The organism is Stenotrophomonas sp. TWI377 (genome assembly GCF_039674525.1).
Taxonomy (GTDB): Bacteria; Pseudomonadota; Gammaproteobacteria; order Xanthomonadales; family Xanthomonadaceae; genus Stenotrophomonas.
In genome coordinates this window covers 39,312-60,851 of sequence record NZ_JBDJNT010000011.1, presented here as the reverse complement: position 1 = coordinate 60,851, position 21,540 = coordinate 39,312, and the positions used below count along the sequence as shown (strand labels likewise).

The window sequence follows — 21,540 nt, the reverse complement described above, 5'->3', positions numbered from 1 at the left end:
TTTCCTGCGGGGCAGGGCAGCGCCGTCAGTGACGCTCGCCCTGTCCTGCAGTTTCAAGAATCCCCGACGGGATGGCGCCAAGGACGGCGCACTGTAATGGACCGCTGCCATGCAAGACTCCGAAGCCCCCGCACCCCGGCGCAAGCGCCGTGTCCAGGAACAGACGCCGGTCCAGCGGGCGTTGGGGCTGCTGGTGCGCCGCGAACACTCGCGTAAAGAGCTGACCCGCAAACTGCAGGCCCGCGGCATCGAGAACGAGGCCGCCGAAGCCGCGGTCAGCAAGCTGGCCGAGGCCGGCTGGCAGGATGACACCCGCTTTGCCGAGAATCTGGTCCGGATCCGGGCCAACACTGGCTACGGCCCGATCCACATCCGCGCCGAACTGGGCACGCATGGCCTGGACAGCGACCAGATCGCTGCCGCCATGGACACCTTCGAAGGTGATTGGACCGAGAATGCCCGCGACCTGGTCTGCCGCCGTTTTGGCGAGGCCGGCCCGCAGGAACTGCCTGCACGGCGCAAAGCCGCCGATCTTCTGGCCCGCCGGGGGTTCCCCGGCGACAGCATCCGCCAGGCCACCCGGTACGACCCTGAGGACTGAGCGGCCCGGGCCTGATACCCTTTGTGGTTTCGGCGGTCCTGCAGTTGACACCCGGCCATTGGGGCTGCGTGCCAGGGACTGACCGGCCCGCACAAAGCCAGCCCCCCATGAACGCATCCGTCAAATTCACTACCTCCCAGATCCGCAGCGATTTCCTTGAGTTCTTCAAGGGCAAAGGCCACACGATCGTGCCGTCGGCGCCGCTGGTGCCGGGCAATGATCCGACCCTGCTGTTCACCAACTCCGGCATGGTGCAGTTCAAGGACGTGTTCCTTGGCGCCGAGAAGCGCAGCTACGTGCGCGCGGCCGACGTCCAGCGCTGCCTGCGCGCCGGTGGCAAGCACAACGATCTGGACCAGGTCGGTTACACCGCGCGGCACCACACCTTCTTTGAAATGCTGGGCAACTGGTCGTTCGGCGATTACTTCAAGAAGGACGCCATCGCCTGGGCCTGGGAGCTGCTGACCCAGGTCTGGAAGCTGCCGGCCGACCGCCTGCTCGTCACCGTCTACCAGACCGATGACGAGGCCTACGCGCTGTGGCGCGACATGGTGGGCATTCCGGAAGAGCGGATTGTGCGCATCGGCGACAACAAGGGCGCGCCGTTTGCCTCGGACAACTTCTGGCAGATGGCCGAGACCGGCCCGTGCGGCCCGTGCACCGAAATCTTCTATGACCATGGCGACCATATCGCCGGTGGCCCGCCGGGCTCGCCGGATGAAGACGGCGACCGCTTCATCGAGATCTGGAACCTGGTTTTCATGCAGTTCGACCGCCAGCCCGACGGCACCCTGGTGCCGCTGCCGGCCCCGTGCGTGGATACCGGCATGGGTCTGGAGCGTCTGGCCGCGATCCTGCAGCACGTCCACACCAATTACGAAATCGACCTGTTCCAGGCGCTGATCCGCAAGGCCAGCGAGCTGACCGGCATGGCCGATCTGGAGAACAAGTCGCTGCGCGTGATCGCCGATCACATCCGCGCCTGCTCGTTCCTGATCGTCGATGGCGTGCTGCCGTCCAACGAAGGCCGCGGCTACGTGCTGCGCCGGATCATCCGCCGCGCCCTGCGCCATGGCTGGATGCTGGGCGTGCGCCAGCCGTTCTTCAGCAAGCTGGTGCCGACCCTGGTCGAGCAGATGGGCGTGGCCTATCCGGAACTGCCGGCGCAGGCAGACACGGTGGTGCGCGCGCTGCAGGCCGAAGAAGAGCGTTTCGCGGAAACGCTGGATTCGGGCATGAAGATCTTCGACGACGTGGCCGCAAAGGTCAGCAACGGCGTGATCCCGGGCGTGGATGCGTTCCGCCTCTACGACACCTACGGCTTCCCGCTCGATCTCACCCAGGACATCGCGCGCGAGCGTGACCTGATCGTGGACATCGAGGGCTTCAACGCCGCGATGGACACCCAGCGCGAGACCGCGCGCGCGGCCGGCAAGTTCGGCGGCGGCGTGACCCTGTCGGCCGATCTGGTCGCCACGCTCAAGCCGACCGTGTTCCTCGGGTATGACCGCCTGCAGGCCGACGATCTCACCGTGGTCGCCATCCTCAAGGACGGCCGCCCGGTGGAGAGCGCCAAGGCCGGCGACGACGTCATCGTGCTGACCCACCAGACCCCGTTCTACGCCGAATCCGGTGGCCAGGTGGGTGACAACGGCACCCTGTCCGGCGCCGGCGTGCAGGTGGACGTCACCGATACCCAGAAGTTCGCGGGCCAGTTCCATGGGCACGTGGGCAAGCTCACCGCGGGCAGCCTGAAGGTCGGCGATGTGCTGTCCGGTCAGGTCGATGGCCAGCGCCGTGGCGCGACCATCCTCAACCACTCGGCCACCCATCTGCTGCACGCCGCCCTGCGCGAAGTGCTGGGCACCCATGTGCAGCAGAAGGGCTCGCTGGTCGCCCCCGATCGCCTGCGCTTCGATTTCTCGCACTTCGCGCCGATCAGCGCCGAGGACCTGGCGATCATCGAGCGCAAGGTCAACGAGCAGGTGCGCGCCAACAACGCCGCTGAAGTCCACAACATGGGCATGCAGGAAGCGCTCGACTTCGGCGCGATGGCGCTGTTCGGCGAGAAGTACGGCGAGCACGTGCGCGTGCTGAAGATGGGCGACTACTCCACCGAACTGTGTGGCGGTACGCATGTCTCGCGCACCGGCGACATTGGTCTGTTCAAGATCACGTCCGAAGGTGGCGTGTCCTCGGGCGTGCGCCGTATCGAAGCGGTGACCGGGCAGGGCGCGTTGGATTATGTGGCCCATGAAGAAGCCCAGCTGAGCGAAGCGGCGGCACTGCTCGGCGGCAACGCCGGCGACGTGGTCGACAAGATCCGCCAGCTCGGCGAGCGCCAGAAGAAGCTCGAGCGCGAGCTCGAGGCGCTCAAGGCCAAGCAGGCGGCCGGTGCGACCGCCGATCTTGGTGGCGCCGCGGTCGAGGTCAACGGCATCAAGATCCTGGCCGCGCGTCTGGAAGGCTTCGATGCCAAGGCGCTGCGCGATGCGATCGACCGGCTCAAGCAGCAGCTCGGCGATGCGGTGATCGTGCTGGCCGGCACCCAGGACGGCAAGGCGGCCCTGGTCGCCGGTGTGAACGGCAGCGCAATGGGCAAGGTCAAGGCCGGGGAACTGTTGGCCCATATCGCCAGTCAGATCGGGGGCAAGGGCGGCGGCCGCCCGGACCTCGCCCAGGGTGGTGGTGAGGACGGGCCCGCCCTTGCTTCTGCACTGGCCGCCGTCGTCGACTGGGTCACCCCCCGTATCTGAACAGCCTGAAGCCTCCTGCTCCTTGATGGGTCGGGAGGCCTGACGGTACTATGGCGAATCTTTTCCCGTTGTCGTGGGGCGCTCTTGCCGGGGCGCCAAGCCGGTGGGGAAATGCCACCACCGGTTCCCCTGGAGACTTGAACAAATGTTGATCCTGACTCGCCGTGTAGGCGAAACCCTGATGATCGGTGACTCGGTCAGCGTGACCGTGCTCGGCGTCAAGGGCAACCAGGTGCGTATCGGTATCACCGCTCCGAAGGACGTGGCCGTGCACCGCGAAGAGATTTATCAGCGGATCCAGCGCGGTGATGAGCCGAATGCATCCGGAAGTGAAAATTCTTCGGATTAAGGCTTTACCTGAGGGCGCGGAAAACGTTATTATTCGCGCCCCCGCTGAGATGATTCATCGCAGCGGCGGACCAAGAACACTGGAGCGGTGCCCGAGTGGCTGAAGGGGCTCCCCTGCTAAGGGAGTATAGGGCTTAAAACTCTATCGAGGGTTCGAATCCCTCCCGCTCCGCCAGTTGTAGAAAAGGCCTTCGTACGCAAGTACGGAGGCCTTTTTCTTTGTGCGATCCGGTTCAAATGGCCGACTTGCAGACCGCCTCGATCCGATGCCCGTCCGGGTCGATCAGGAACGCGGCGTAGTAGTGATCGCCATAATCCTCGCGCAGCCCCGGCGCCCCGTTGCAGGTGCCGCCAACCGCCAGTGCATCGCGGTGGAACGCGTCCACCGCCTGGCGCGAGGGCGCTCCAAAGGCCAGGTGGAATCCGGCGCCGGGTGGCGAGGCATCTGCCCGCAGTTTCAGGCACAGCAGATCCTCGTCCTCGACATATCCATACCCGATCGCCTCGTCGTCTTCGAAGACGCGGCGCATGCCCAGCGCACCGAGTGCGGCATCGTGGAAGGCGGCGGCACGCGCGAGATCGCGCACGCCCAGGGAAAGGTGATGCAGCATGGTGGTGCGCTTCCGTGGGGAATGTGGCGCGCAGCGTCGCATGAAACAGGCGGAAGGCGCGCCGCCCGACGCATTCGGATGGCGCATGCAGTCGATCCCCAATCATCATTGGTGCCGACGCGGCGGCTCGGCTACGGTCGTTGTCCTGCGGCGTCCCACCGGGCGCCCCGTGGAAGGAGCAGGAACATGTCGATGGGACGGAGGTCACTGCGTGGCTGGGTGGTCGTGAGCATGCTGATGGGCATGGCCATGCCGGTCAGTGCTGCCTCGTTGGAAGAGCGGCTGCATCGGGCGGCGGAGAAGGGCGATGCCACTGCGGTGCGTACGCTGCTGGGGCAGGGCGCCCGCGTGGATGCGCGCGGCGTGGCGAAGGCGACACCGTTGCTGGTCGCGACCCACCACAACCACGTGGAGGCCGCACGTGCACTGATCCAGGCCGGTGCTGACGTCAATGCCAAGGATGCGATCCAGGACAGCCCTTACCTGTACGCCGGTGCGCGAGGGCATCTTGAGATCCTGCGCGCGACACTGAGTGCTGGCGCCGACCTCAAGAGCACCAACCGCTACGGCGGCACCGCACTCATCCCAGCGGCCGAACGCGGGCACGTGGAGACCGTGGCGACGCTGATCGCGGCCGGTGTCGATGTGGATCACGTCAACAAGCTGCAGTGGACCGCGCTGCTGGAGGCGATCATCCTCGCCGATGGCGGCCCGCGACATGTGGAGATCGTCCGTCAGCTCATCGCGGCAGGCGCGGATGTGAACCTGCCCGACGGTGAAGGCGTGACCCCGCTGCAGCATGCACGCCAGCGCGGTTACCGCGAGATGGAGGCGCTGCTTCTGGCAGCGGGTGCGCGTCCGGGCTGAGCGACGCGCAACCGGACAGGGCGGATGGATGTTGCCACTGCGTTGACGCCGCACAGGCATGCTCTGCACCGCTGCTCTGCCAAGGTGTGTGCTTCCCCCCCCCGCAGAAACAGGAGTCGCCGTGAACGCACGTCGCCACTTCCTTTCCGTTGCCGCCGCCGGCACCGCCGCGTTCGCCGCCGCCCCATTGATGGCGCAGTCGGCCGGCCCGGGCAGCGTCCTGCCCACCCGCGGCCAGGCTTCAGCGAAGCCCTTGCCCGGCAATCCCGCGCGGCAGGGCGGGCGTTACCGGCCGCAGACCCGCCTGGGCCTGGGCGGCGTCGCGATCGGCAATGGGTTTGCGGCCGCGACCGATGCGCAGAGCGAAGCCAGCCTCGCCGCAGCCTATGCGGCGGGCGTGCGCTATTTCGATACGTCACCCTGGTACGGGCTCGGCCTGAGCGAGCGTCGTTATGGCCATCATCTGCACAACCACCCGGCGCGCGAGTACACGCTGTCGACCAAGGTCGGGCGCCTGCTGACGGCGACCGCCGGTGAGTTGCAGGACGTGATGTGGAAGGACCCGTCGCCATTCCATTACCGTTACGACTACTCCGCCGACGGCACGCGGCGTTCGGTGGAGGACAGCCTCAACCGGCTCGGTGTGTCGCAGCTGGACGTGGTCTTCATCCATGACCTCTCGCCGGACAACGAGAAAGACCTGGGCATGCCTTGGGAGCAGCGTTTCGCGGAAGCAGCGAAGGGCGCGATGCCGGCGCTGACCCGCATGCGCGAGGAGGGGTTGATCAAGGCGTGGGGCTTCGGTGTGAACCGTCCCGAGCCGGCCCTGCGTGCGGTGGCCGAGGCGGATCCGGACATCTTCCTGCTCGCCTGCCAGTACTCGCTGCTGGACCACGAGCAGGCGTTGCATGACACCTTCCCCAGGATCGCCGCACACGGTGCATCGGTCGTGGTCGGCTCGCCGCTGCTGGCCGGCTACCTGGCCGGGCGTGATCGCTATCTGTATGACGGCAAGGTGCCGTCGTGGGCCCCGGAGAAGCGCGCGAAGGTGCAGGTCCTCTGCGAGCGCCATGGTGTGGATCTGCGCACCGCGGCGCTGCAGTTCGCCGATGCGCCGGAGGTGGTCTCGGCGGTCATTCCCGGCGCGCGGACGCCCGAACAGGTGCTGGCCAATGTCGCCTCCATGTCCGTGGCGATTCCGGCCGCATTCTGGGCCGAGCTCAAGCAGGAGAAGCTGATCGCCTCGGATGCCCCGGTGCCCCGCGGCTGACCCCCACGCCCCGCCTGACCCGGGGCGACCCCCGAACGCCTTCTGCCTCAACGGTCGCGCCATCTTCCACTGGCGGCCGGGATGCGGCATCATGCCGCCCATTCGTTCCCTCCAGCCGCCGCCAGAGGAGTCCCTTCCTGCCTGGAGGCATTGCCGTGTCCGTCGTTCCGTTCCGTGTTGCCCCGATCCATTCGGGTCGCCGTCGCGCTTTTCCCTCGCGCTCCCCGCTGATGCAGGCGATGGCCTGCGTGCTGGGCCTGGCCCTGTCCGCCTCGGCCGTGCAGGCCGAAGAGGTGCCGGCGGGGGACGCCCCTGCCAAGGACGGCGCACAGACCCTGCAGACCGTGCAGGTTACCGCCAACCAGCTCGGCACCGTGACCGAAGGCAGTGATTCCTACACGCCCGGTACGATCGCCACGGCCACCCGCCTGGTGCTCAGCCCGCGCCAGACGCCGCAGTCGATCAGCGTGATCACGCGGCAGGAAATGAACGACTTCGGCCTCAACGGCATCGATGACGTCATGAAGGTCACGCCGGGTGTGAGTATCGTCACCTACGACAGCGAGCGCACCGAGTACTACGCGCGCGGCTTCGCGGTACAGAACTTCCAGTACGACGGCATCCCGATGGCGCGCGATTCGGCGTACTCGGCCGGCAACACGCTCAGCGACATGGCCATCTACGATCGCGTGGAAGTGCTCAAGGGCGCCACCGGCCTGCTGACCGGCATGGGCGATCCGGGTGCGACCATCAACCTGGTGCGCAAGAAACCCACCCGGGAGCTGGCCGGCAGTGCCACGCTGGGTGTCGGTTCGTGGGACAGCTACCGCGCCGAAGTCGATGTCGGCGGGCCGCTGACTGAGAGTGGCCGCGTGCGCGGCCGCGTGGTCGGCGCCTACCAGGACAAGCACTCCAATGTCGACCACTACCAGCGCAGCAATGAGGTGTTCTACGGCATCCTGGAAGCCGACCTCGGCGAGAGCACGCTGCTGACCGTCGGTGCCGATTACCAGGACAGCGATCCGGAAGGCTCCAGCTGGGGCGGTATTCCCCTGCTGGACAGTGCAGGCAACTTCAACGACATGCCGCGCTCGTTCAACAACGGCGCGCGCTGGAGCCGCTGGGGCCAGTACGCCCGTACCGGCTTCGCGACGCTGGAGCACACCTTCGGCAATGACTGGGTCGCCAAGCTGCAGCTCAATCACCAGGTCAACGGCTATGACGCCTCGCTGGGCGCGGCGGCCGGTGGCAATCCGGATCCGGTCACCGGTGAAGGCGTGAGCATGTGGCTGGGCCAGTACATCGGCAAGACCACCAGCAACGCGGCCGATCTGTACGTCAGTGGCAAGTTCGAGTGGTTCGGCCGCCAGCACGAGCTGGTCGTCGGTGGCAGCGTGTCGCGCAAGCGCTGGGTCAACAATGGCTACTCGCCGCAGCCGGGCTATGTCAGCAGCGTTGCCGACTACTACGCCTGGACCGGCGATGTGCCCGAGCCGGATTGGCAGTGGGGCTACGGTGACAATCAGGTCACCCGCGAAAGCGGTGCCTATGTGGTGGGCCGTTTCGACCTGGCCGATCCGCTCAAGCTGATCGTCGGCAGCCGCATCGCCAACTACAAATCGCCGGATACCGACGAGAGCGGTGTGGTCGTGCCGTACGCCGGCCTGGTGTACGACCTCAACCGCAACTTTTCCGTCTTCGCCAGCTACAGCACCATCTTCAAGCCGCAGGGCAACCAGGACGAACAGGGCCGGGTGCTGGATCCGCTGGAAGGGCGCAGCTACGAAGCGGGCCTGAAGGCGGAGTTCTACGACGGTCGCCTCAACGCCAGTGCGGCGGTGTTCCAGCTGGAGCAGGACAACTACGCACAGCCGACCGGCGGCAGGACGCCGAGTGGCGGGATTGCCTATGAAGGCCTGATGGGGGTGCGCACCAAGGGCTATGAGCTGGAGGTGTCCGGCCAGCTTGCGCCGGGCTGGCAGATCCAGGGCGGCTACGCGCACAAGATCGCGCGCCAGCAGTCCACCAAGGTCTCCACGCTGGAGCCGGAAGATCAGTTCAGCGTGCACACCAGTTACCGCCTCACCGGTGTGGCTGACGGCTGGAGCGTTGGCGGGGGCGCGCGCTGGCAGGGGAGCACGTTCGGCACCATCACCAACCCGGCCACCGGCGGTAGCCAGCTCCACCGCACCGAGCCCTACTGGCTGCTCGATGCCATGGCGCGTTACCAGTTCAACGACCAGCTCTCGGCAACGCTCAACGTCAACAACCTGCTGGACAAGCACTACTACACGATCTTCAGCTGGTACAGCACCTACACCTGGGGCGAGCCGCGCAACGTGCGCCTGACCCTCAACTACAGGTTCTGATCCAAAACGAACGACACCCCGGGCAACCGGGGTGTCTGCGTTTGCGGCCGGATGTTTACAGCGCCAGCTCGAACACGATGACTTCCGCGTCGTTGGCGTTTTCCAGCGTCAGCTGCGCCTCGTCACTGACCTGCAGCGCATCGCCGGTCGCCAGGGTGATGTCGTTGACCTGCAGCTGCCCGCGGGCGACCTGCACGTAGGCACCGCGGCGCGGGGCCAGTGGCAGGTTGACGCGGTCGTCGCCGTCCAGGATCGTGGCGTAGATGTTGGCGTCCTGGTGGATCAGCAGCGAGCCGTCACGGCCATCGCGTGAGGCGATCAGGCGCAGCTGACCGCGCTTGGTCTCCGGGGCGAAATGCGTTTCCTGGTAGCTCGGGGTGATGTTCTCCTGATCGGGGAACAGCCAGATCTGCAGGAAGTGCACCGGCTCACTGGCCGAGTGGTTGAACTCGCTGTGGCTGACGCCGCTGCCGGCGCTCATGCGCTGCACGTCGCCGTAGCGCAGCACCGAGCCGGTGCCCATCGAATCCTTGTGTTCCAGCGCGCCGCCGAGCACGTAGGAGATGATCTCCATGTTGCTGTGGCTGTGCGTGCCGAAGCCCTGGCCACCCTGGACGCGGTCTTCGTTGATCACCCGCAGCGGGCCGAAGCTGACGTAGCGCGGGTCGTAATAGTTGGCGAAGGAGAAGGTGTGCATGGAGTTCAGCCAGCCATGGTCGGCCTTGCCACGCGTGTTGCTCTTGCGGATCTGTAGCATGGGAATCTCCTGGGTGTTCGATGGTTTCGATGGGGGTCCGGGTCGGTCGCTGCCGTCCCCTTTCCTGTTGCGGCCAGTATCCGCTTGCTCCGCCGGCTTGAAAAACGGATAGTTTTGCAAGCCATCATCGAAAAATTCGAATGCTCAAGCTCAGCCTCGACGCCCTGCAGATCCTCGATGCCATCGACCGCCGGGGCTCGTTCGCCGCGGCCGGCAAGGCCCTGCACAAGGTGCCTTCGACCATTTCCTACACCGTCTCCAAGCTGGAGGAGGACCTGGGCGTGCAGCTGTTCGACCGGGTCGGGCCGCGTGCGCACCTGACCCCGGCCGGGGAGGCGCTGCTGGAAGAGGGGCGCCATCTGCTGCGGGCGGCGCGGGAGCTGGAGATGCGGGTGCGGCGGGTTGCCTCCGGCTGGGAGGCCGAGCTGACCGTGGCGGTCGACTCGATGTTCGTGCCGGCGTTGCTGGCCGAGGACGTGCGCGCGTTCACTGCGGTGGCCGAACAGACCCGGATACGGCTGATCAGTGAATCGCTGTCGGGTACCTGGGAGGCGCTGCTGGACCGGCGCGCGGACCTGCTGGTCGGCGCGGCGGGCGAGGGCCCCAGCGGCGGGGGCTATGTGGTCGAGCCGATGGGCGTGGTGCGTTTCGTGTTCGCGGTGGCGCCCTCGCATCCGCTGGCGGCCGCGTCCGAGCCGCTGGGCCGTGAGTCGTTGGCCGCCCACTGCGCGATCGCCGTGGCCGATTCGGCGCGGCGGCTGCTGCCGCGCACGGTCGGGCTGCTGATGGGGCAGGAGACCGTCACCGTGCCGGACATGGTCAGCAAGTTCCGCCTGCAATGTGCCGGGCTTGGTTTCGGTTTCCTGCCCGAGCCGTACGTACAGCGGGCGGTGGCGCAGGGCCGGCTGGTGATCAGGCAGGTTGAGGAGCCCAAGCCGGACGAGACGTTCTGGCTGGCCTGGCGGACTGGCGAGGAGGGGGCCGCGCTGAAATGGTGGCGCGAGCGCATGCAGCGCCCGGAGGTGCTGGATGGCTGGTGGCCCACCATGGAAGGCTGGCTGGGCTGATCGCAGGCCGGGCAGGGGCCTGCGGCGATGCCGCTGCCCGTCCGTTCAAGCTGAATGCTGGCTTGGCTGTCATCGGATGGTCATCTGGATGCGATAGAGCGGCGCTGACGTGATCAGTACCCTGCGCGACTCGTCTGGTTTTTCCGATTCTGCCCATGAAGCGCTTGCTGCTGTTGCTGCTGGCCGGGGCTGGCCTGTGGCTGGCTGCCTGCTCCTCCTTGACCTCCACCGCCGCCTCGACCTCGTTGAGTGATCGGCTGATCGCGCCCGGCGGCGTATCCACGCTGCTGGACATGCCGCGCATCGCCGAAGCGGTTGAGAGTGTGCCCAACCGGCACGGTCTCGTGACCGGCCGCGCCGGCGTGCCGATCTTCTGGCGTGCGTTCGACCCGGGTCAGTACGGGCTGCATTACCAGTACCTGCCCCAGCACCATGACAACGGCGAGCCGCTGCGTACCGGCATGGCGCTGGACCTGCCGCACCCGTTCCAGCCGAAGGCACCGCGCGGCACGGTGGTGCTGCTGCACGGCTGGATGATGAACGGTGATGCGATGCTGCCGTGGTCGCTGCAGTTGGCGCAGTCAGGCTATCGCGTGGTCACCATCGACCTGCGCAATCATGGGCATTCCGGCGCCGGCCCGTCCGGTTACGGGACGTTCGAATCGGATGATGTGGTCGATGTCATCGCTGCGCTGAAGGCACGCGGGGAGGTGGTCGGGCCGCTGTATCTGTTCGGCGTTTCCTACGGCGCCGCCACCGCGCTGTTCACCGCCGACAAGCTCGGCGACCAGGTCACCGGCGTGGTGGCGATGGAATCCTTCGCCAATGCCGGCGATGCGATCCGCAGCATGATCCCGCACCTGATGTCGCTGCAGCCGACCGCGTGGAAGGCGCAGGCCATGGCCGCCTATGGGCGCTGGCGCTACGGTGGGCAGGATATCGACCAGGTGATCGCCGCGGCCAGCCAGCGCCTGGATCTGGACCTGGACCGCGTCGATGTCACCCGCGCGCTGGCCGACAGCCGTACCTGCGTGCTGCTGCTGCACGGCCAGGACGATCAGCATGTGCCGGTCGGGCAGGGCCGTCGCCTGGCCGCCGCCAGCCCGCGCGTGCACTACATCGAGATGCGGGGCGAAGACCACATCACCCTGCCGCTGCGCGTGGATCTGCTGGGCGGTGTGGTGGATGACTGGCTGGCGCACGACGCCCATGCCGGTGGTGGCTGCCCGGCGCCGGAACTGCCGGGCGAAGCGGATCTGATGGCGATGCAGGCAGCCCAGGCCCACGCACCGCAGGGATGACCTCCTGGTAGTGCCGGCCGCTGGCCGGCTCCACGCGATCGTCCAGCATTCATGAGAGCCGGCCAGCGGCCGGCACTACCGGGTGACAGCCGGCACCCACGCAAAAAAAAACAGCAACCGATGGCTGCTGTTTTCGTCGATGCAATGGTGCGCCCGGAGAGATTCGAACTCCCGACCGCCTGGTTCGTAGCCAGGTACTCTATCCAACTGAGCTACGGGCGCATTTGCATTGTCTGGTTGTGTGTCCTGCCGCGCGTGTTGCCACGTTCGACGGGAAGGCAAGCAAGCTTGCCGTTCGATGTAATGGTGCGCCCGGAGAGATTCGAACTCCCGACCGCCTGGTTCGTAGCCAGGTACTCTATCCAACTGAGCTACGGGCGCATTTACATCGAATTTTTACTGCTGATACCGACGGCGAAATCGATACCCTGTTGATGGTGCGCCCGGAGAGATTCGAACTCCCGACCGCCTGGTTCGTAGCCAGGTACTCTATCCAACTGAGCTACGGGCGCGTCAACAGGAGCGGAATTATGCGGATCGGCGTCGCATTCGTCAACGGTTTTTGTGAAGGTCTTCATTCAAATGAACGAAGAAGCTGCTCCACCACGGCTTCCGGCGTTTTCATCCAGGCGAAGTGATCGGCACGCGCACCCAGCATCTGCGCACTGACCACGCTGAGCTGCGCACGCATGCCCGGCATCTTGGCCAGCACGCCCTGCATCGAGCCCGTCGGTGCCAACCAGTCGTGGTCCATCACCACGGCGGCCGCCTGGCCGCGCAGATCGCGCATCGCGGCCTCCAGGTCGGTCGCCATGCCAGCGGCCGCGTAGTGATTGTTGAGGCCCACGCGCGACCAGTCGCGGATCAACCCGCGCGCCTCGGTGCCACCAAAGCCGAGCTTCTTGCCGTGCAGCACCCCTTGGCGCTGGGCCAGCCAGGGCAGGAAGCGATATACCAGCGGCAGCGTCCAGCCGCGCGGGGCCGGGAAGGTGCGCCAGTACGGCGTGCCGCTGGCGACCAGCCACACCCGCGCGAACCGCTGTGGATGCAGCCCGGCGAAGCAGCAGGCCAGCTGACCGCCAAGACTGTGGCCGCCGATGATCAGTGGCGTCAGCCCCTCGTCAGGCAACCGCGCCAGGCTCGCAGGCAGGTCCTGCGTGAGGATTTCGCGATAGCCCCAGTCCTGCGTGCGCGACGGGCGCAGGCTGCTGCTGCCGTTGCCACGCCACTCGTGCAGGTACACCGCGACGCCGCGTGCGGCCAGCGCCTCGGCGAAGGGCAGGTAATGGCGCGCGGCCACGCCCAGCGCAGGCAACCACAGCAGACAGGCGCGCGGCTGTGTGGGCACGCGCGCCAGCAGTTCGAAGCGATGGCCGTCCTCGGCCTGCACGGGCAGAGGCGAGGCGTCGATCATGCCGGGCGTGCCGCGCCGAAATGGTCGATCACCAGCACATCGCTGCGGCCCGGGTAATAACCGCTCTGCAGGCCGCGTGCGACGTAGTCGATGGCCGCTTCGCAGGCGTTGGGCAATGACAGCCCTTGGCACAGCTGCGCGGCGATGGCCGAGGCCAGCGTGCAGCCGGTGCCGTGCGCATCCACCGGCAGGCGGGTATGGATGAATTCTTCGCGGGTCACGCCGTCGAAGTAGCGATCGATCACGCGGCTGCCTTCGTCCAGATGCCCGCCCTTGAGCAGGACTGCGCCGGCGCCCAGTTCAAGCAGCGCGTCGGCGGCATCCTCGGCATCCTCGGCGGTGACGATGCGGCGCCCGAGCAGCAGCTCGGCTTCGGGGGTGTTGGGCGTCAGCAGCGTGGCCAGCGGGATCAGGCGCGTGCGCATCGCCTCCAGCGCGCTGGCTTCGAGCAGCCTGGCGCCGCTGGTGGCGACCATCACAGGGTCGAGCACCACGTGCGGTGGGCGGTGCTTTTCCAGTGCGTCGGCGACCAGTCCGATCACCTCGGCGTTGGCCAGCATGCCCAGCTTCACCGCATGGATATCGAAATCGGCGAAGCAGGCATCAATCTGCGCCTGCAGGAAGTCCAGTGGCGGCACGTGCACGGCGGTAACACCGCGGGTGTTCTGCGCCGTCAGCGCGGCGATCGCGGACAGGCCATGCACGCGGTGGGCGGCAAAGGCCTTCAGGTCGGCTTGGATGCCGGCACCACCGCCGGAATCGGAACCGGCGATGGTCAAGGCGGAAACGGGGCTGGAAGGCGTCATATCCCGATTGTGCAATGTTTGTCGCGGCATTGCTGTCGCGCTGTCAGCGCGCCCGCAGCAATGCCCACTGCCGGTACAGCACATAGCCCAGCCCGGTGCCGCCGGTCAGTAGTGCCGGGGCGAGCAGGGCGTCGTAGCCGAAGCGCAGGAACAACAGGGCGCCGATCACGCCACCTGCCAGGAAGCCGCTGACGATCAACCCGCTCAGGGTCAGCCGTCGGATTGGCAGTGGCAGCCCGCGCAGCAGGTGGCCCAGGCCGATCCCCAGGTCGGTGAACATGCCGCTGAGGTGGGTGGTGCGCACCACGGCGCCACTGAAGGTGGTTGCCATCGCGTTCTGCAGGCCGCAGGCCATCGCCGCGGCCAGTGCGCCCCAGATCTGCTGCTGTTTGAACAACGGGATCGCGACCAGCAGCAACAGCGATTCCAGCGCCAGCACCACGCCATAGCGTCGGCCCAGCTGCAGGCCGCTGTCCTGGATGATCACGCCGCTGAGCGTGGCGCCCACGCAGAACGCGATCAGCAGTCCCCACAGGTGCCCGACCACGCGCCAGTCGTGCTGTGCCAGTGCCATCCCGAGCTGGCTGGTGGTGCCGGTCATGTGGCTCACGGCCTGGTGTTCGAAGCCGAGAAAGCCGACCACGTTGACCATCCCGGCGACGCAGGACAGGGCGATCGCCCCGATCCAGACCCAGGTGGGCAGCCGGATGCTCATCCGGCGTGCGTGGTGGTGGTCACGGCGCGATCAACGACCCGCGGGCGGGCCGTTGAACTGCACATCCGAAAAACGGCCGCTGGCCGGATCGAACACCGCGCCCCAGAACTGCGCGCCCCCATCGCAGACCCGGATCGCATCGCGCGCGGGATCGATATCGGCATCGTCAGGCAGATGGAAGGCGTTGAGGTAGATCAGCTTGCGCGCGTTCATTTCGATGCCGACGTACTGGCGATCGAAATCGGCGGCCTTGGGCACCTGCGCCTCCAAAGTCGGCAAGGCGGCCTCGAGCTGCTCCACGTCCTTGCGGCTGGGGGCCCAGTAACCGGTGACCCGCCCGGCCTCGCGACCGGGGCTGTCGCGCGAGCACGTATCGAGGACCTGGGCGGCGACGATCGGTCGCGTCACCACCCAGGACTGGCCGGTCTTGATCGCGGTCGGGACGCTGGCGCCCGGCCGCGTATTGGCAGGCGTGCAGGCGGCCGCCAGCGCAGCAAGCGCCAGCGGCAGGACGGCACGGGACAGGGAACGGCTCACAACACCTCCGAGGCGTAATCGGCCAGGCGCGAACGCTCGCCACGGCGCAGCGTCACGTGCGCGCTGTGCGGCCAGTTCTTGAAACGGTCCACCGCGTAGGTCAGGCCCGAGGTGGTCTCGGTCAGGTACGGGGTATCGATCTGTTCGACGTTGCCCAGGCAGACGATCTTGGTGCCCGGGCCGGCACGGGTGATCAGGGTCTTCATCTGCTTGGGGGTGAGATTCTGCGCTTCATCCAGGATCAGATAGCGCGACAGGAACGTGCGCCCGCGCATGAAGTTCAGCGAGCGGATCTTGATCCGGCTGGCGATCAGGTCGTTGGTCGCCGCCCGGCCCCATGCGCCGCCTTCCTGGGTATGCGTGAGCACTTCCAGGTTGTCGGTCAGCGCGCCCATCCATGGGGTCATCTTCTCTTCCTCGGTACCGGGGAGGAAGCCGATGTCCTCGCCGACGCTGACCGTGGCGCGGGTCATGATGATCTCGCGGTAGCGCTGCTGGTCCATGGTCTGGGCCAGGCCGGCGGCCAGCGCGAGCAGCGTCTTGCCGGTGCCGGCGGTCCCGAGCAGGGTGACGAAATCGATCTCCGGGTCCATCAACGCATTGAGCGCGAAGTTCTGCTCGCGGTTGCGCGCGCTGATGCCCCACACCGCATGGCTGCCGTGGCGGAAATCGTTGACCAGCGACAACGTGATCTTGTCGCCGTCCACCTTGGCCACGCGCAGTTCGACTTCATCGTCGCCCGGCAGGTAGGCGTACTGGTTGGGGTGCCAGCTCTCGTCTTCGCTGGCGATGATTTCGTAACTGGTGCGGCCCTTGTCGCTCCAGCTGCGCAGGTTGTCGGTGTGCTTCTTCCAGAAGTCTTCCGGCAGTTCGGTGGCGCCGGTGTAGAGCAGGCTGAAATCGTCCAGTGCGCGGTCGTTCTCGTAATCCTCCGAGACGATGCCGGCAATCGCGGCCTTGATCCGCAGGTTGATGTCCTTGGAGACGAACACCACCGGAATCTCGGGCACCTGTTCCTTCAGCGCCAGGATCGCGCCGAGGATGGCGTTGTCCGGAATCACCGCGCCGAAGCTCTTGCCCGCATCGAAATGACTGGTCTGGAATCGCAGCAGGCCTACGCTCTGCTTGCCGCGCAGCTGCAGCCCGTTCGGCCGTTGCAGCGGGATGCCGTCGGCCAGGTTGTCCAGGCCCGAGGCCTGCACCAGCTCATTGAGGAAGCGGCTGACCTGGCGCGCGTTGCGGCTGGCCTCGGTGGTGCCCTTCTTGCCGTTGTCCAGCTCTTCGATCACCTGCATCGGCAGGTAGACATCATGCTCCTCGAACTTGAACAGCGCGGTCGGATCGTGCATGAGCACGTTGGTATCCAGTACGTAGATGCGCTTGCCTCGGGTCATCGTCAATTCCTGGTGGCAGAACAGGGACAAGCCATCACGACCTGCGGGGCAGGGTGATGACCATTGGGGGTGCCGGATTGATCACTGGGTTTTCGCGGCCTTCAGGGCTTCAAGGACGGTGTCTGCGTGGCCGGCCACTTTGACCTTGCGCCACACCTGCACGATACGACTGTCCGGCGAAATGAGGAAGGTGCTGCGCTCGATGCCACGCACCTGCTTGCCGTACATGTTCTTCAGCTTGATCACGTCGAACGCGGTGCACAGCGCTTCATCGCCATCGCTGATCAGCGGGAAGGCGAAGCCCTGCTTGGCGCAGAAATTGTCGTGGGATTTGACCGAATCGCGGGAGACCCCGAAGACGCGGGCGCCGGCCTTCGTGAACTGCGGGAGCAGTGCGTTGAAATCGATGCCCTCGGTGGTGCAGCCCGGGGTGCTGTCCTTGGGGTAGAAGTACAGCACCAGCCACTGGCCGGCCAGATCGCCGAGGGTGGTGGTCTCGCCGCCGGACAACGCCAGCGGCAGTGCGAGGGTGGTGCTGTCCAGGGTGTCGCCGTCGTTCATGGGTTCCTTTCCGGATCCTGGGGTAGATCTACTACAACTGCATGAAACCCCGCGCGCCCGTGACGAACGCGCGAAGCATCAGAATTTCATCGGGTCCATGATCGCATCGAGGTTGAGGTGATCGCAGAACTCGAGGAAATCATCACGCAGCGCGGCAATGTGCATGTTGGCCGGCACCCCGATCGTGACCTGCGCGGAGAACATTTCCGCACCGGTCTGCATCGCGCGGTAACGCGTGCTCTGCAGGTTTTCGATGGTGATGCCCTGGCGGTCGAAGAAATCGGCCAGCTGGAACAGGATCCCCGGCTTGTCGGCGGCGATCACTTCCACGATGTAGGGCAGCAGGTTGGACTGCGCCTGTTTGGCACCGGTGCGGTACCAGACCAGCTTCAGGCCTTCCTCGCGCTCCAGCCGGGTCAGCATCGCCTCCAGCTTGGCCACCGAGTCCCACGAGCCGGTGGCCAGGGCGGTGACGGACACGTCGCGCCCGACCGTGGCCAGGCGGGCATCGACCAGATTGCAGCCACTGTCGGCGATACGCCGGGTCACAGGCAGCAGGGGGGACTCCGGATGCGTCGTATAGGCGTTGATCAGGAGGTGGTTTTCGGTCGGCGCAGGCCGCGGCGTGGTGTCGGTCAAGAGGGTTCCGGGTGATGCAAGGTGAGTCTGAACGGCCGGCGACGGCACGTTCGCCGGAGTCCAGCATACTTGCCCGCGCTTTCGACCCGCAAGTAACATGCAACGTACATCTGGCCGGCGTTTACGCAGGCCTGGTGCCCCCTTTCTTCCGAGCACGATGTCCTTGTCCCTTTCCGGTCTCATCACCGCGCTGGCGACGCCCTTCCAGGCGAACGGCGCATTGGATCCCGACGGTTGGCAGCGCCTGCTGCACCTGCAACTGGAGGGTGGTGTTCACGGGGTGGTGGTGGCCGGTTCGACCGGTGAAGCCGCTGCCCTGTCCGACGACGAATACGACCAGCTGCTGCGCAGTGCGGTCAAAACCGTCGCCGGACGCATCCCGGTACTGGCCGGGACCGGCCTGTCGGGGACGGCCAAAACGATCGAGCAGACCCGTCGTGCGGCTGCCAGCGGCGCGACCCATGCGCTGGTGGTGACCCCGCCGTACGTGCGCCCGACCCAGGCCGGCCTGATCGCGCATTACCGCGCGGTGGCCGACCAGGGCGGCCTGCCGGTCATCCTGTACAACGTGCCCGGCCGTACCGGCTGCGACATGCTGCCCGAGACCGTGGCCGAACTGGCGCGGCACCCGAACATCGTGGGCATCAAGGAGGCGGTCGGCGATGTGGGCCGCGTCAATGCCCTGCTGGCGCTGCGTTCGCCGGACTTCGCCATCCTCAGCGGTGACGACGGTACGGCCGCGCGTTCGATCCTGTCCGGCGTGGACGGCCTGATCTCGGTGGGCTCCAACGCCCTGCCGGGCGCCTACCGCCGGATGTGCGACCTGGCGGCAGCCGGGGAACGCGAGGCGACCGAGTCGTGGGATGCCCGTCTCGAGCCGTTCCATGAATTCTGCGGCGTGGAGTCCAACCCGATCCCGGTGAAGGACCTGCTGCGCCGGATCGGCATTGGTGATGGCCTGCGCCTGCCGCTGCTGCCCTTGTCCGCGGCCCATCACGCCGCTGCCGAACACCTGGCCACCGATATCGGTGCGCTGGAAGCACTATCCAACCACTGATGTCAGTGGTCACCCAGGAGATTCCCATGCGTCAATCCGTTTCCGCCTTCCGCGTGCTGTCCTTCGCGATCCTGGCTACCGCCACCCTCGTCGGCACCACCGGTTGCTTCAAGCGCGGCGCCAAGGGCGACTACGCCCTGGCCCCGGAAGTGCGCCCGCTGGAAGTGCCGCCGGATCTGAACGTCCCGGCCGGCCAGGCTGCCGCTACCGCTGCCACCAGCTCCTCGCTGGCCTCGCAGGCGGCGCGCCCGGCCCCGGCCGCGAACCCGGCGGCCGCCAACAATGCCGGCTTCACCGTGCCGGGCACCAAGGAAGAGGTGTTCGCCAAGGTCGGTACCGCCCTGGAGACCGTTGAAGGCGTGAAGATCGCCAGCAAGGCCCAGCTGCTGGGTTCCTACGACGTGGCCTTCGAAGGCAGCGACTTCCTGGTCCGCGTGGTCGCCGTCGATGCCGGCGCTTATGTGTCGGCCGTCGACCCGCGTGGCCTGCCGGCCACCGCGGCGGCCCCGACCAAGCTGCTGGGTGAGCTGAAGGCGAAGCTGGCCCCGTAAGGAGGCCTGCGGTAGGTCCGGTTGCTGGCCGGGCAGGCATGCATCGCGTGCTTGCCCGGCTCTGACGCTGACGGCGTTGGGGCGAAGGGCAGCCGGCCAGCGGCCGGCACTACCGGGGATCCGGTTGGGGAAACAAAAAGGGCGCCCTAGGCGCCCTTTTTCGTTTGCGACATGCCGCGGCTCAGCGTTCCAGAAGGGGCAGCTTGTCCGGCTTGCCGTCCCATTCGCCGGCATCGGCGGGCGGGTCCTTGCGCACGGTCAGCACCGGCCAGGCCTTGGCCAGCTCGGCGTTCAGGGCGACGAACGCTTCCTGCCCGGCGGGCACGTCGTCTTCGGGGAAGATCGCGTTGACCGGGCACTCCGGTTCGCACAGGGTGCAATCGATGCACTCATCCGGGTCGATCACCAGGAAGTTGGGACCTTCGTGGAAGCAATCCACGGGGCACACTTCCACGCAATCGGTGTGTTTGCACTTGATGCAGTTTTCGGTGACGACGAAAGGCATGGGGAAATCCGGCGTTAAGCCGACCAATTCTAGAACAGGTTGTGGCTGAATGCTGGCGTGGCGTGCTCAGACAGCGCGCCTCGATACCTGATCAAGTGCGGGTGGCCCTTGTGCAACAAGGCGTTGCGGGTGATGCGCGGCGCTTCCCTGTCAACGTGCGCCACCGCTGGCCAACCGCCCGGTGCATGCCCGGCCCGCAACCGGTCAGGCCACGTGGACCCGGCTCTCCGGCAGACCGGGGTGGTCCTGGCGCGCGCTGAACAGGCTGCCCGCATGCGGGCTTGCGGCCAGCGCCTCGGGCGTGTGGTCCAGCTGCGAACTGATCACGTACAAGGTGCGCAGGTCGGGGCCGCCGAAGGCAACGCAGGTGGGGTTCTTGACCGGCACCGGCTGCACCTGCAGCAGTGTGCCGTCGGCGCCATAGCAGCTCACCTGGCTGGCGCGCCATTGCGCGTTCCAGACCCGCCCGTCGGCGTCCACCGCCGACCCGTCGGGCTCGGCAGCGCGGTTGGCCAACGTGGCGAACACACGCACGTTGGCGGTGCTGGCGCGCTCGGGGTCGTAATCGCAGGCCATGATCTGTGGCGTCACCGAATCGCACCAGTACAGCGTGCGGCCATCCAGGCTGAAGCTGATCGCGTTGGGAATCACGATGCCCGGCAGCGGCAGTGTGCGCAGGCCGTGGCGGCTGGAGTACTGATAGAAACGGCCATCGGCGGCGCGCGCCGGGTGTTCGTTCATCGTGCCGAACACGAAGTTGCCGTGACGGTCGGCGCGGCCATCGTTGCTGCGCGTGTATGCGTTGTGTGGGTCCACATCGGCCAGCCACTGCAGCGGCAGCGCATCGTCGGTGGCGGCAGCCAGGTCGGCGCGGTGCAGCGAACTGACCAATGCGACCAGCAGCGTGCCATCGTCGAACAACCCGATGCAGCCGGGGCGGTCCGGCAACACCCAGTGGCGCGTGCTGCCGCTGGCCGGCGTGTGCTGCCACAGCCGACGTTCGGCGATGTCGATCCAGAGCAGGCTCTGCCGCCGGTCGCACCAGAGCACGCCCTCGCCGTGGGTGCAGCGGCTGTCCACCGCCAGCGTGGCCGGCGCGCGTTCGAGGCTCATTGCGACGCACCGGTGGGCATCCGCACCATCGGCGTGGCGCCACAGCGGGATGGGGCGATCGGGCGAACGAACATGGGCATGGGCAGGCGCTCCTCGACAATGCCGCGCCACGCCCGGGAGTGGGCAGGGCGGCCAGGCGGGCATGGTCGCAGTGGAGGGCGTCGGTGATCAACCGGTGGTCGAGCGCGGCGATGCGCGCACGCCGCCGCGGGCCGCCGCCAGGTCCGGGACCACCCGCCGCCGCCCAGCCGGCGCGGAAGGTATGAGAACCTGCGCCATCCGTCCCTGCTGCGGTCGTGCG

At 66.9% G+C, this 21,540-nt stretch carries 21 protein-coding genes and 4 tRNA genes; 11 read left to right on the top strand and 14 right to left on the bottom strand.

Annotation, left to right across the window (positions count from 1 at the left end; translation table 11 throughout):
* Window positions 1–109: 109 nt before the first annotated feature.
* The 4 genes from recX (at window position 110) to ABE546_RS11120 (ending at window position 3,880) form a co-directional block, all read left to right on the top strand.
* A complete protein-coding gene (gene recX / locus ABE546_RS11135) occupies window positions 110–601 on the top strand; it encodes a recombination regulator RecX (RefSeq protein ID WP_123728918.1) in 492 nt (163 codons plus the stop codon).
* 107 nt (window positions 602–708) lie between these two features.
* A complete protein-coding gene (gene alaS / locus ABE546_RS11130; protein ID WP_346463709.1) occupies window positions 709–3,357 on the top strand; it encodes an alanine--tRNA ligase in 2,649 nt (882 codons plus the stop codon).
* A 145-nt stretch (window positions 3,358–3,502) separates the two neighbouring features.
* Complete coding sequence (gene csrA, locus ABE546_RS11125) at window positions 3,503–3,706, top strand: carbon storage regulator CsrA (protein WP_019183311.1); 204 nt, start codon at window positions 3,503–3,505, stop codon at window positions 3,704–3,706.
* A gap of 81 nt (window positions 3,707–3,787) precedes the next feature.
* Window positions 3,788–3,880: transfer RNA gene (locus ABE546_RS11120), tRNA-Ser, on the top strand.
* A gap of 58 nt (window positions 3,881–3,938) precedes the next feature.
* On the opposite strand, the gene ABE546_RS11115 is transcribed toward ABE546_RS11120, so the two are convergent.
* Window positions 3,939–4,316: a VOC family protein gene (locus tag ABE546_RS11115; RefSeq protein WP_313212552.1), complete on the bottom strand. Its 378-nt coding sequence runs from the start codon at window positions 4,314–4,316 to the stop codon at window positions 3,939–3,941.
* A 231-nt stretch (window positions 4,317–4,547) separates the two neighbouring features.
* Here ABE546_RS11115 and ABE546_RS11110 point away from each other — a divergent pair, with 231 nt between their 5' ends.
* From ABE546_RS11110 to ABE546_RS11100, 3 genes are all read left to right on the top strand, one after another.
* Complete coding sequence (locus ABE546_RS11110; RefSeq protein ID WP_346463764.1) at window positions 4,548–5,183, top strand: ankyrin repeat domain-containing protein; 636 nt, start codon at window positions 4,548–4,550, stop codon at window positions 5,181–5,183.
* 121 nt (window positions 5,184–5,304) lie between these two features.
* Window positions 5,305–6,453 (top strand): aldo/keto reductase, encoded by a 1,149-nt coding sequence (locus ABE546_RS11105; protein WP_313212554.1) that lies wholly within the window; start codon window positions 5,305–5,307, stop codon window positions 6,451–6,453.
* A gap of 230 nt (window positions 6,454–6,683) precedes the next feature.
* Window positions 6,684–8,822 (top strand): TonB-dependent siderophore receptor, encoded by a 2,139-nt coding sequence (locus ABE546_RS11100; RefSeq protein WP_346463762.1) that lies wholly within the window; start codon window positions 6,684–6,686, stop codon window positions 8,820–8,822.
* A 55-nt stretch (window positions 8,823–8,877) separates the two neighbouring features.
* On the opposite strand, the gene ABE546_RS11095 is transcribed toward ABE546_RS11100, so the two are convergent.
* Window positions 8,878–9,579, bottom strand: coding sequence for a pirin family protein (locus ABE546_RS11095; protein ID WP_346463708.1), 702 nt, complete (start codon window positions 9,577–9,579; stop codon window positions 8,878–8,880).
* Between the two features lie 140 nt (window positions 9,580–9,719).
* On the opposite strand from ABE546_RS11095, the gene ABE546_RS11090 reads away from it, so the two are divergent.
* The gene (locus tag ABE546_RS11090; RefSeq protein ID WP_346463706.1) at window positions 9,720–10,646 is read left to right on the top strand and encodes a LysR family transcriptional regulator; all 927 of its coding nucleotides are present in this window, start codon (window positions 9,720–9,722) and stop codon (window positions 10,644–10,646) included.
* Between the two features lie 155 nt (window positions 10,647–10,801).
* Window positions 10,802–11,947 (top strand): alpha/beta fold hydrolase, encoded by a 1,146-nt coding sequence (locus ABE546_RS11085; RefSeq protein WP_346463704.1) that lies wholly within the window; start codon window positions 10,802–10,804, stop codon window positions 11,945–11,947.
* A gap of 145 nt (window positions 11,948–12,092) precedes the next feature.
* Here the strand turns inward: ABE546_RS11085 and ABE546_RS11080 are convergent.
* From ABE546_RS11080 to ABE546_RS11035, 10 genes are all read right to left on the bottom strand, one after another.
* A tRNA-Arg gene (locus ABE546_RS11080) sits at window positions 12,093–12,169 on the bottom strand.
* 82 nt (window positions 12,170–12,251) lie between these two features.
* Window positions 12,252–12,328: transfer RNA gene (locus tag ABE546_RS11075), tRNA-Arg, on the bottom strand.
* 54 nt (window positions 12,329–12,382) lie between these two features.
* Window positions 12,383–12,459: transfer RNA gene (locus tag ABE546_RS11070), tRNA-Arg, on the bottom strand.
* A gap of 62 nt (window positions 12,460–12,521) precedes the next feature.
* Window positions 12,522–13,361 (bottom strand): alpha/beta fold hydrolase, encoded by an 840-nt coding sequence (locus tag ABE546_RS11065; RefSeq protein ID WP_346463702.1) that lies wholly within the window; start codon window positions 13,359–13,361, stop codon window positions 12,522–12,524.
* Entirely contained in the window at window positions 13,358–14,167 is an 810-nt protein-coding gene (gene thiD / locus ABE546_RS11060) for a bifunctional hydroxymethylpyrimidine kinase/phosphomethylpyrimidine kinase (protein WP_346463700.1), read from the bottom strand. The genes ABE546_RS11065 and thiD overlap by 4 nt, the downstream gene beginning before the upstream one ends.
* Window positions 14,168–14,210: 43 nt before the next feature.
* Window positions 14,211–14,882: a YoaK family protein gene (locus ABE546_RS11055; protein WP_346463698.1), complete on the bottom strand. Its 672-nt coding sequence runs from the start codon at window positions 14,880–14,882 to the stop codon at window positions 14,211–14,213.
* Window positions 14,883–14,912: 30 nt separating this feature from the next.
* On the bottom strand, window positions 14,913–15,392 hold the full coding sequence (locus tag ABE546_RS11050) for a hypothetical protein (RefSeq protein ID WP_346463760.1): 480 nt from the start codon (window positions 15,390–15,392) through the stop codon (window positions 14,913–14,915).
* A gap of 23 nt (window positions 15,393–15,415) precedes the next feature.
* The gene (locus ABE546_RS11045; protein ID WP_313212561.1) at window positions 15,416–16,813 is read right to left on the bottom strand and encodes a PhoH family protein; all 1,398 of its coding nucleotides are present in this window, start codon (window positions 16,811–16,813) and stop codon (window positions 15,416–15,418) included.
* 81 nt (window positions 16,814–16,894) lie between these two features.
* Window positions 16,895–17,374 (bottom strand): peroxiredoxin, encoded by a 480-nt coding sequence (locus ABE546_RS11040; protein ID WP_176989669.1) that lies wholly within the window; start codon window positions 17,372–17,374, stop codon window positions 16,895–16,897.
* A gap of 78 nt (window positions 17,375–17,452) precedes the next feature.
* The gene (locus ABE546_RS11035; RefSeq protein WP_019183297.1) at window positions 17,453–18,013 is read right to left on the bottom strand and encodes a glycine cleavage system protein R; all 561 of its coding nucleotides are present in this window, start codon (window positions 18,011–18,013) and stop codon (window positions 17,453–17,455) included.
* 163 nt (window positions 18,014–18,176) lie between these two features.
* Between ABE546_RS11035 and dapA the strand changes: the two genes are divergently transcribed.
* On the top strand, window positions 18,177–19,070 hold the full coding sequence (gene dapA, locus ABE546_RS11030) for a 4-hydroxy-tetrahydrodipicolinate synthase (RefSeq protein WP_313212567.1): 894 nt from the start codon (window positions 18,177–18,179) through the stop codon (window positions 19,068–19,070).
* Between the two features lie 26 nt (window positions 19,071–19,096).
* Complete coding sequence (locus ABE546_RS11025) at window positions 19,097–19,621, top strand: hypothetical protein (RefSeq protein ID WP_313212562.1); 525 nt, start codon at window positions 19,097–19,099, stop codon at window positions 19,619–19,621.
* A gap of 181 nt (window positions 19,622–19,802) precedes the next feature.
* On the opposite strand, the gene fdxA is transcribed toward ABE546_RS11025, so the two are convergent.
* Both fdxA and ABE546_RS11015 read right to left on the bottom strand, forming a co-directional pair.
* Window positions 19,803–20,126: a ferredoxin FdxA gene (gene fdxA, locus ABE546_RS11020; protein WP_137189155.1), complete on the bottom strand. Its 324-nt coding sequence runs from the start codon at window positions 20,124–20,126 to the stop codon at window positions 19,803–19,805.
* 204 nt (window positions 20,127–20,330) lie between these two features.
* Complete coding sequence (locus ABE546_RS11015) at window positions 20,331–21,239, bottom strand: SMP-30/gluconolactonase/LRE family protein (protein ID WP_141058678.1); 909 nt, start codon at window positions 21,237–21,239, stop codon at window positions 20,331–20,333.
* Window positions 21,240–21,540: the final 301 nt, after the last annotated feature.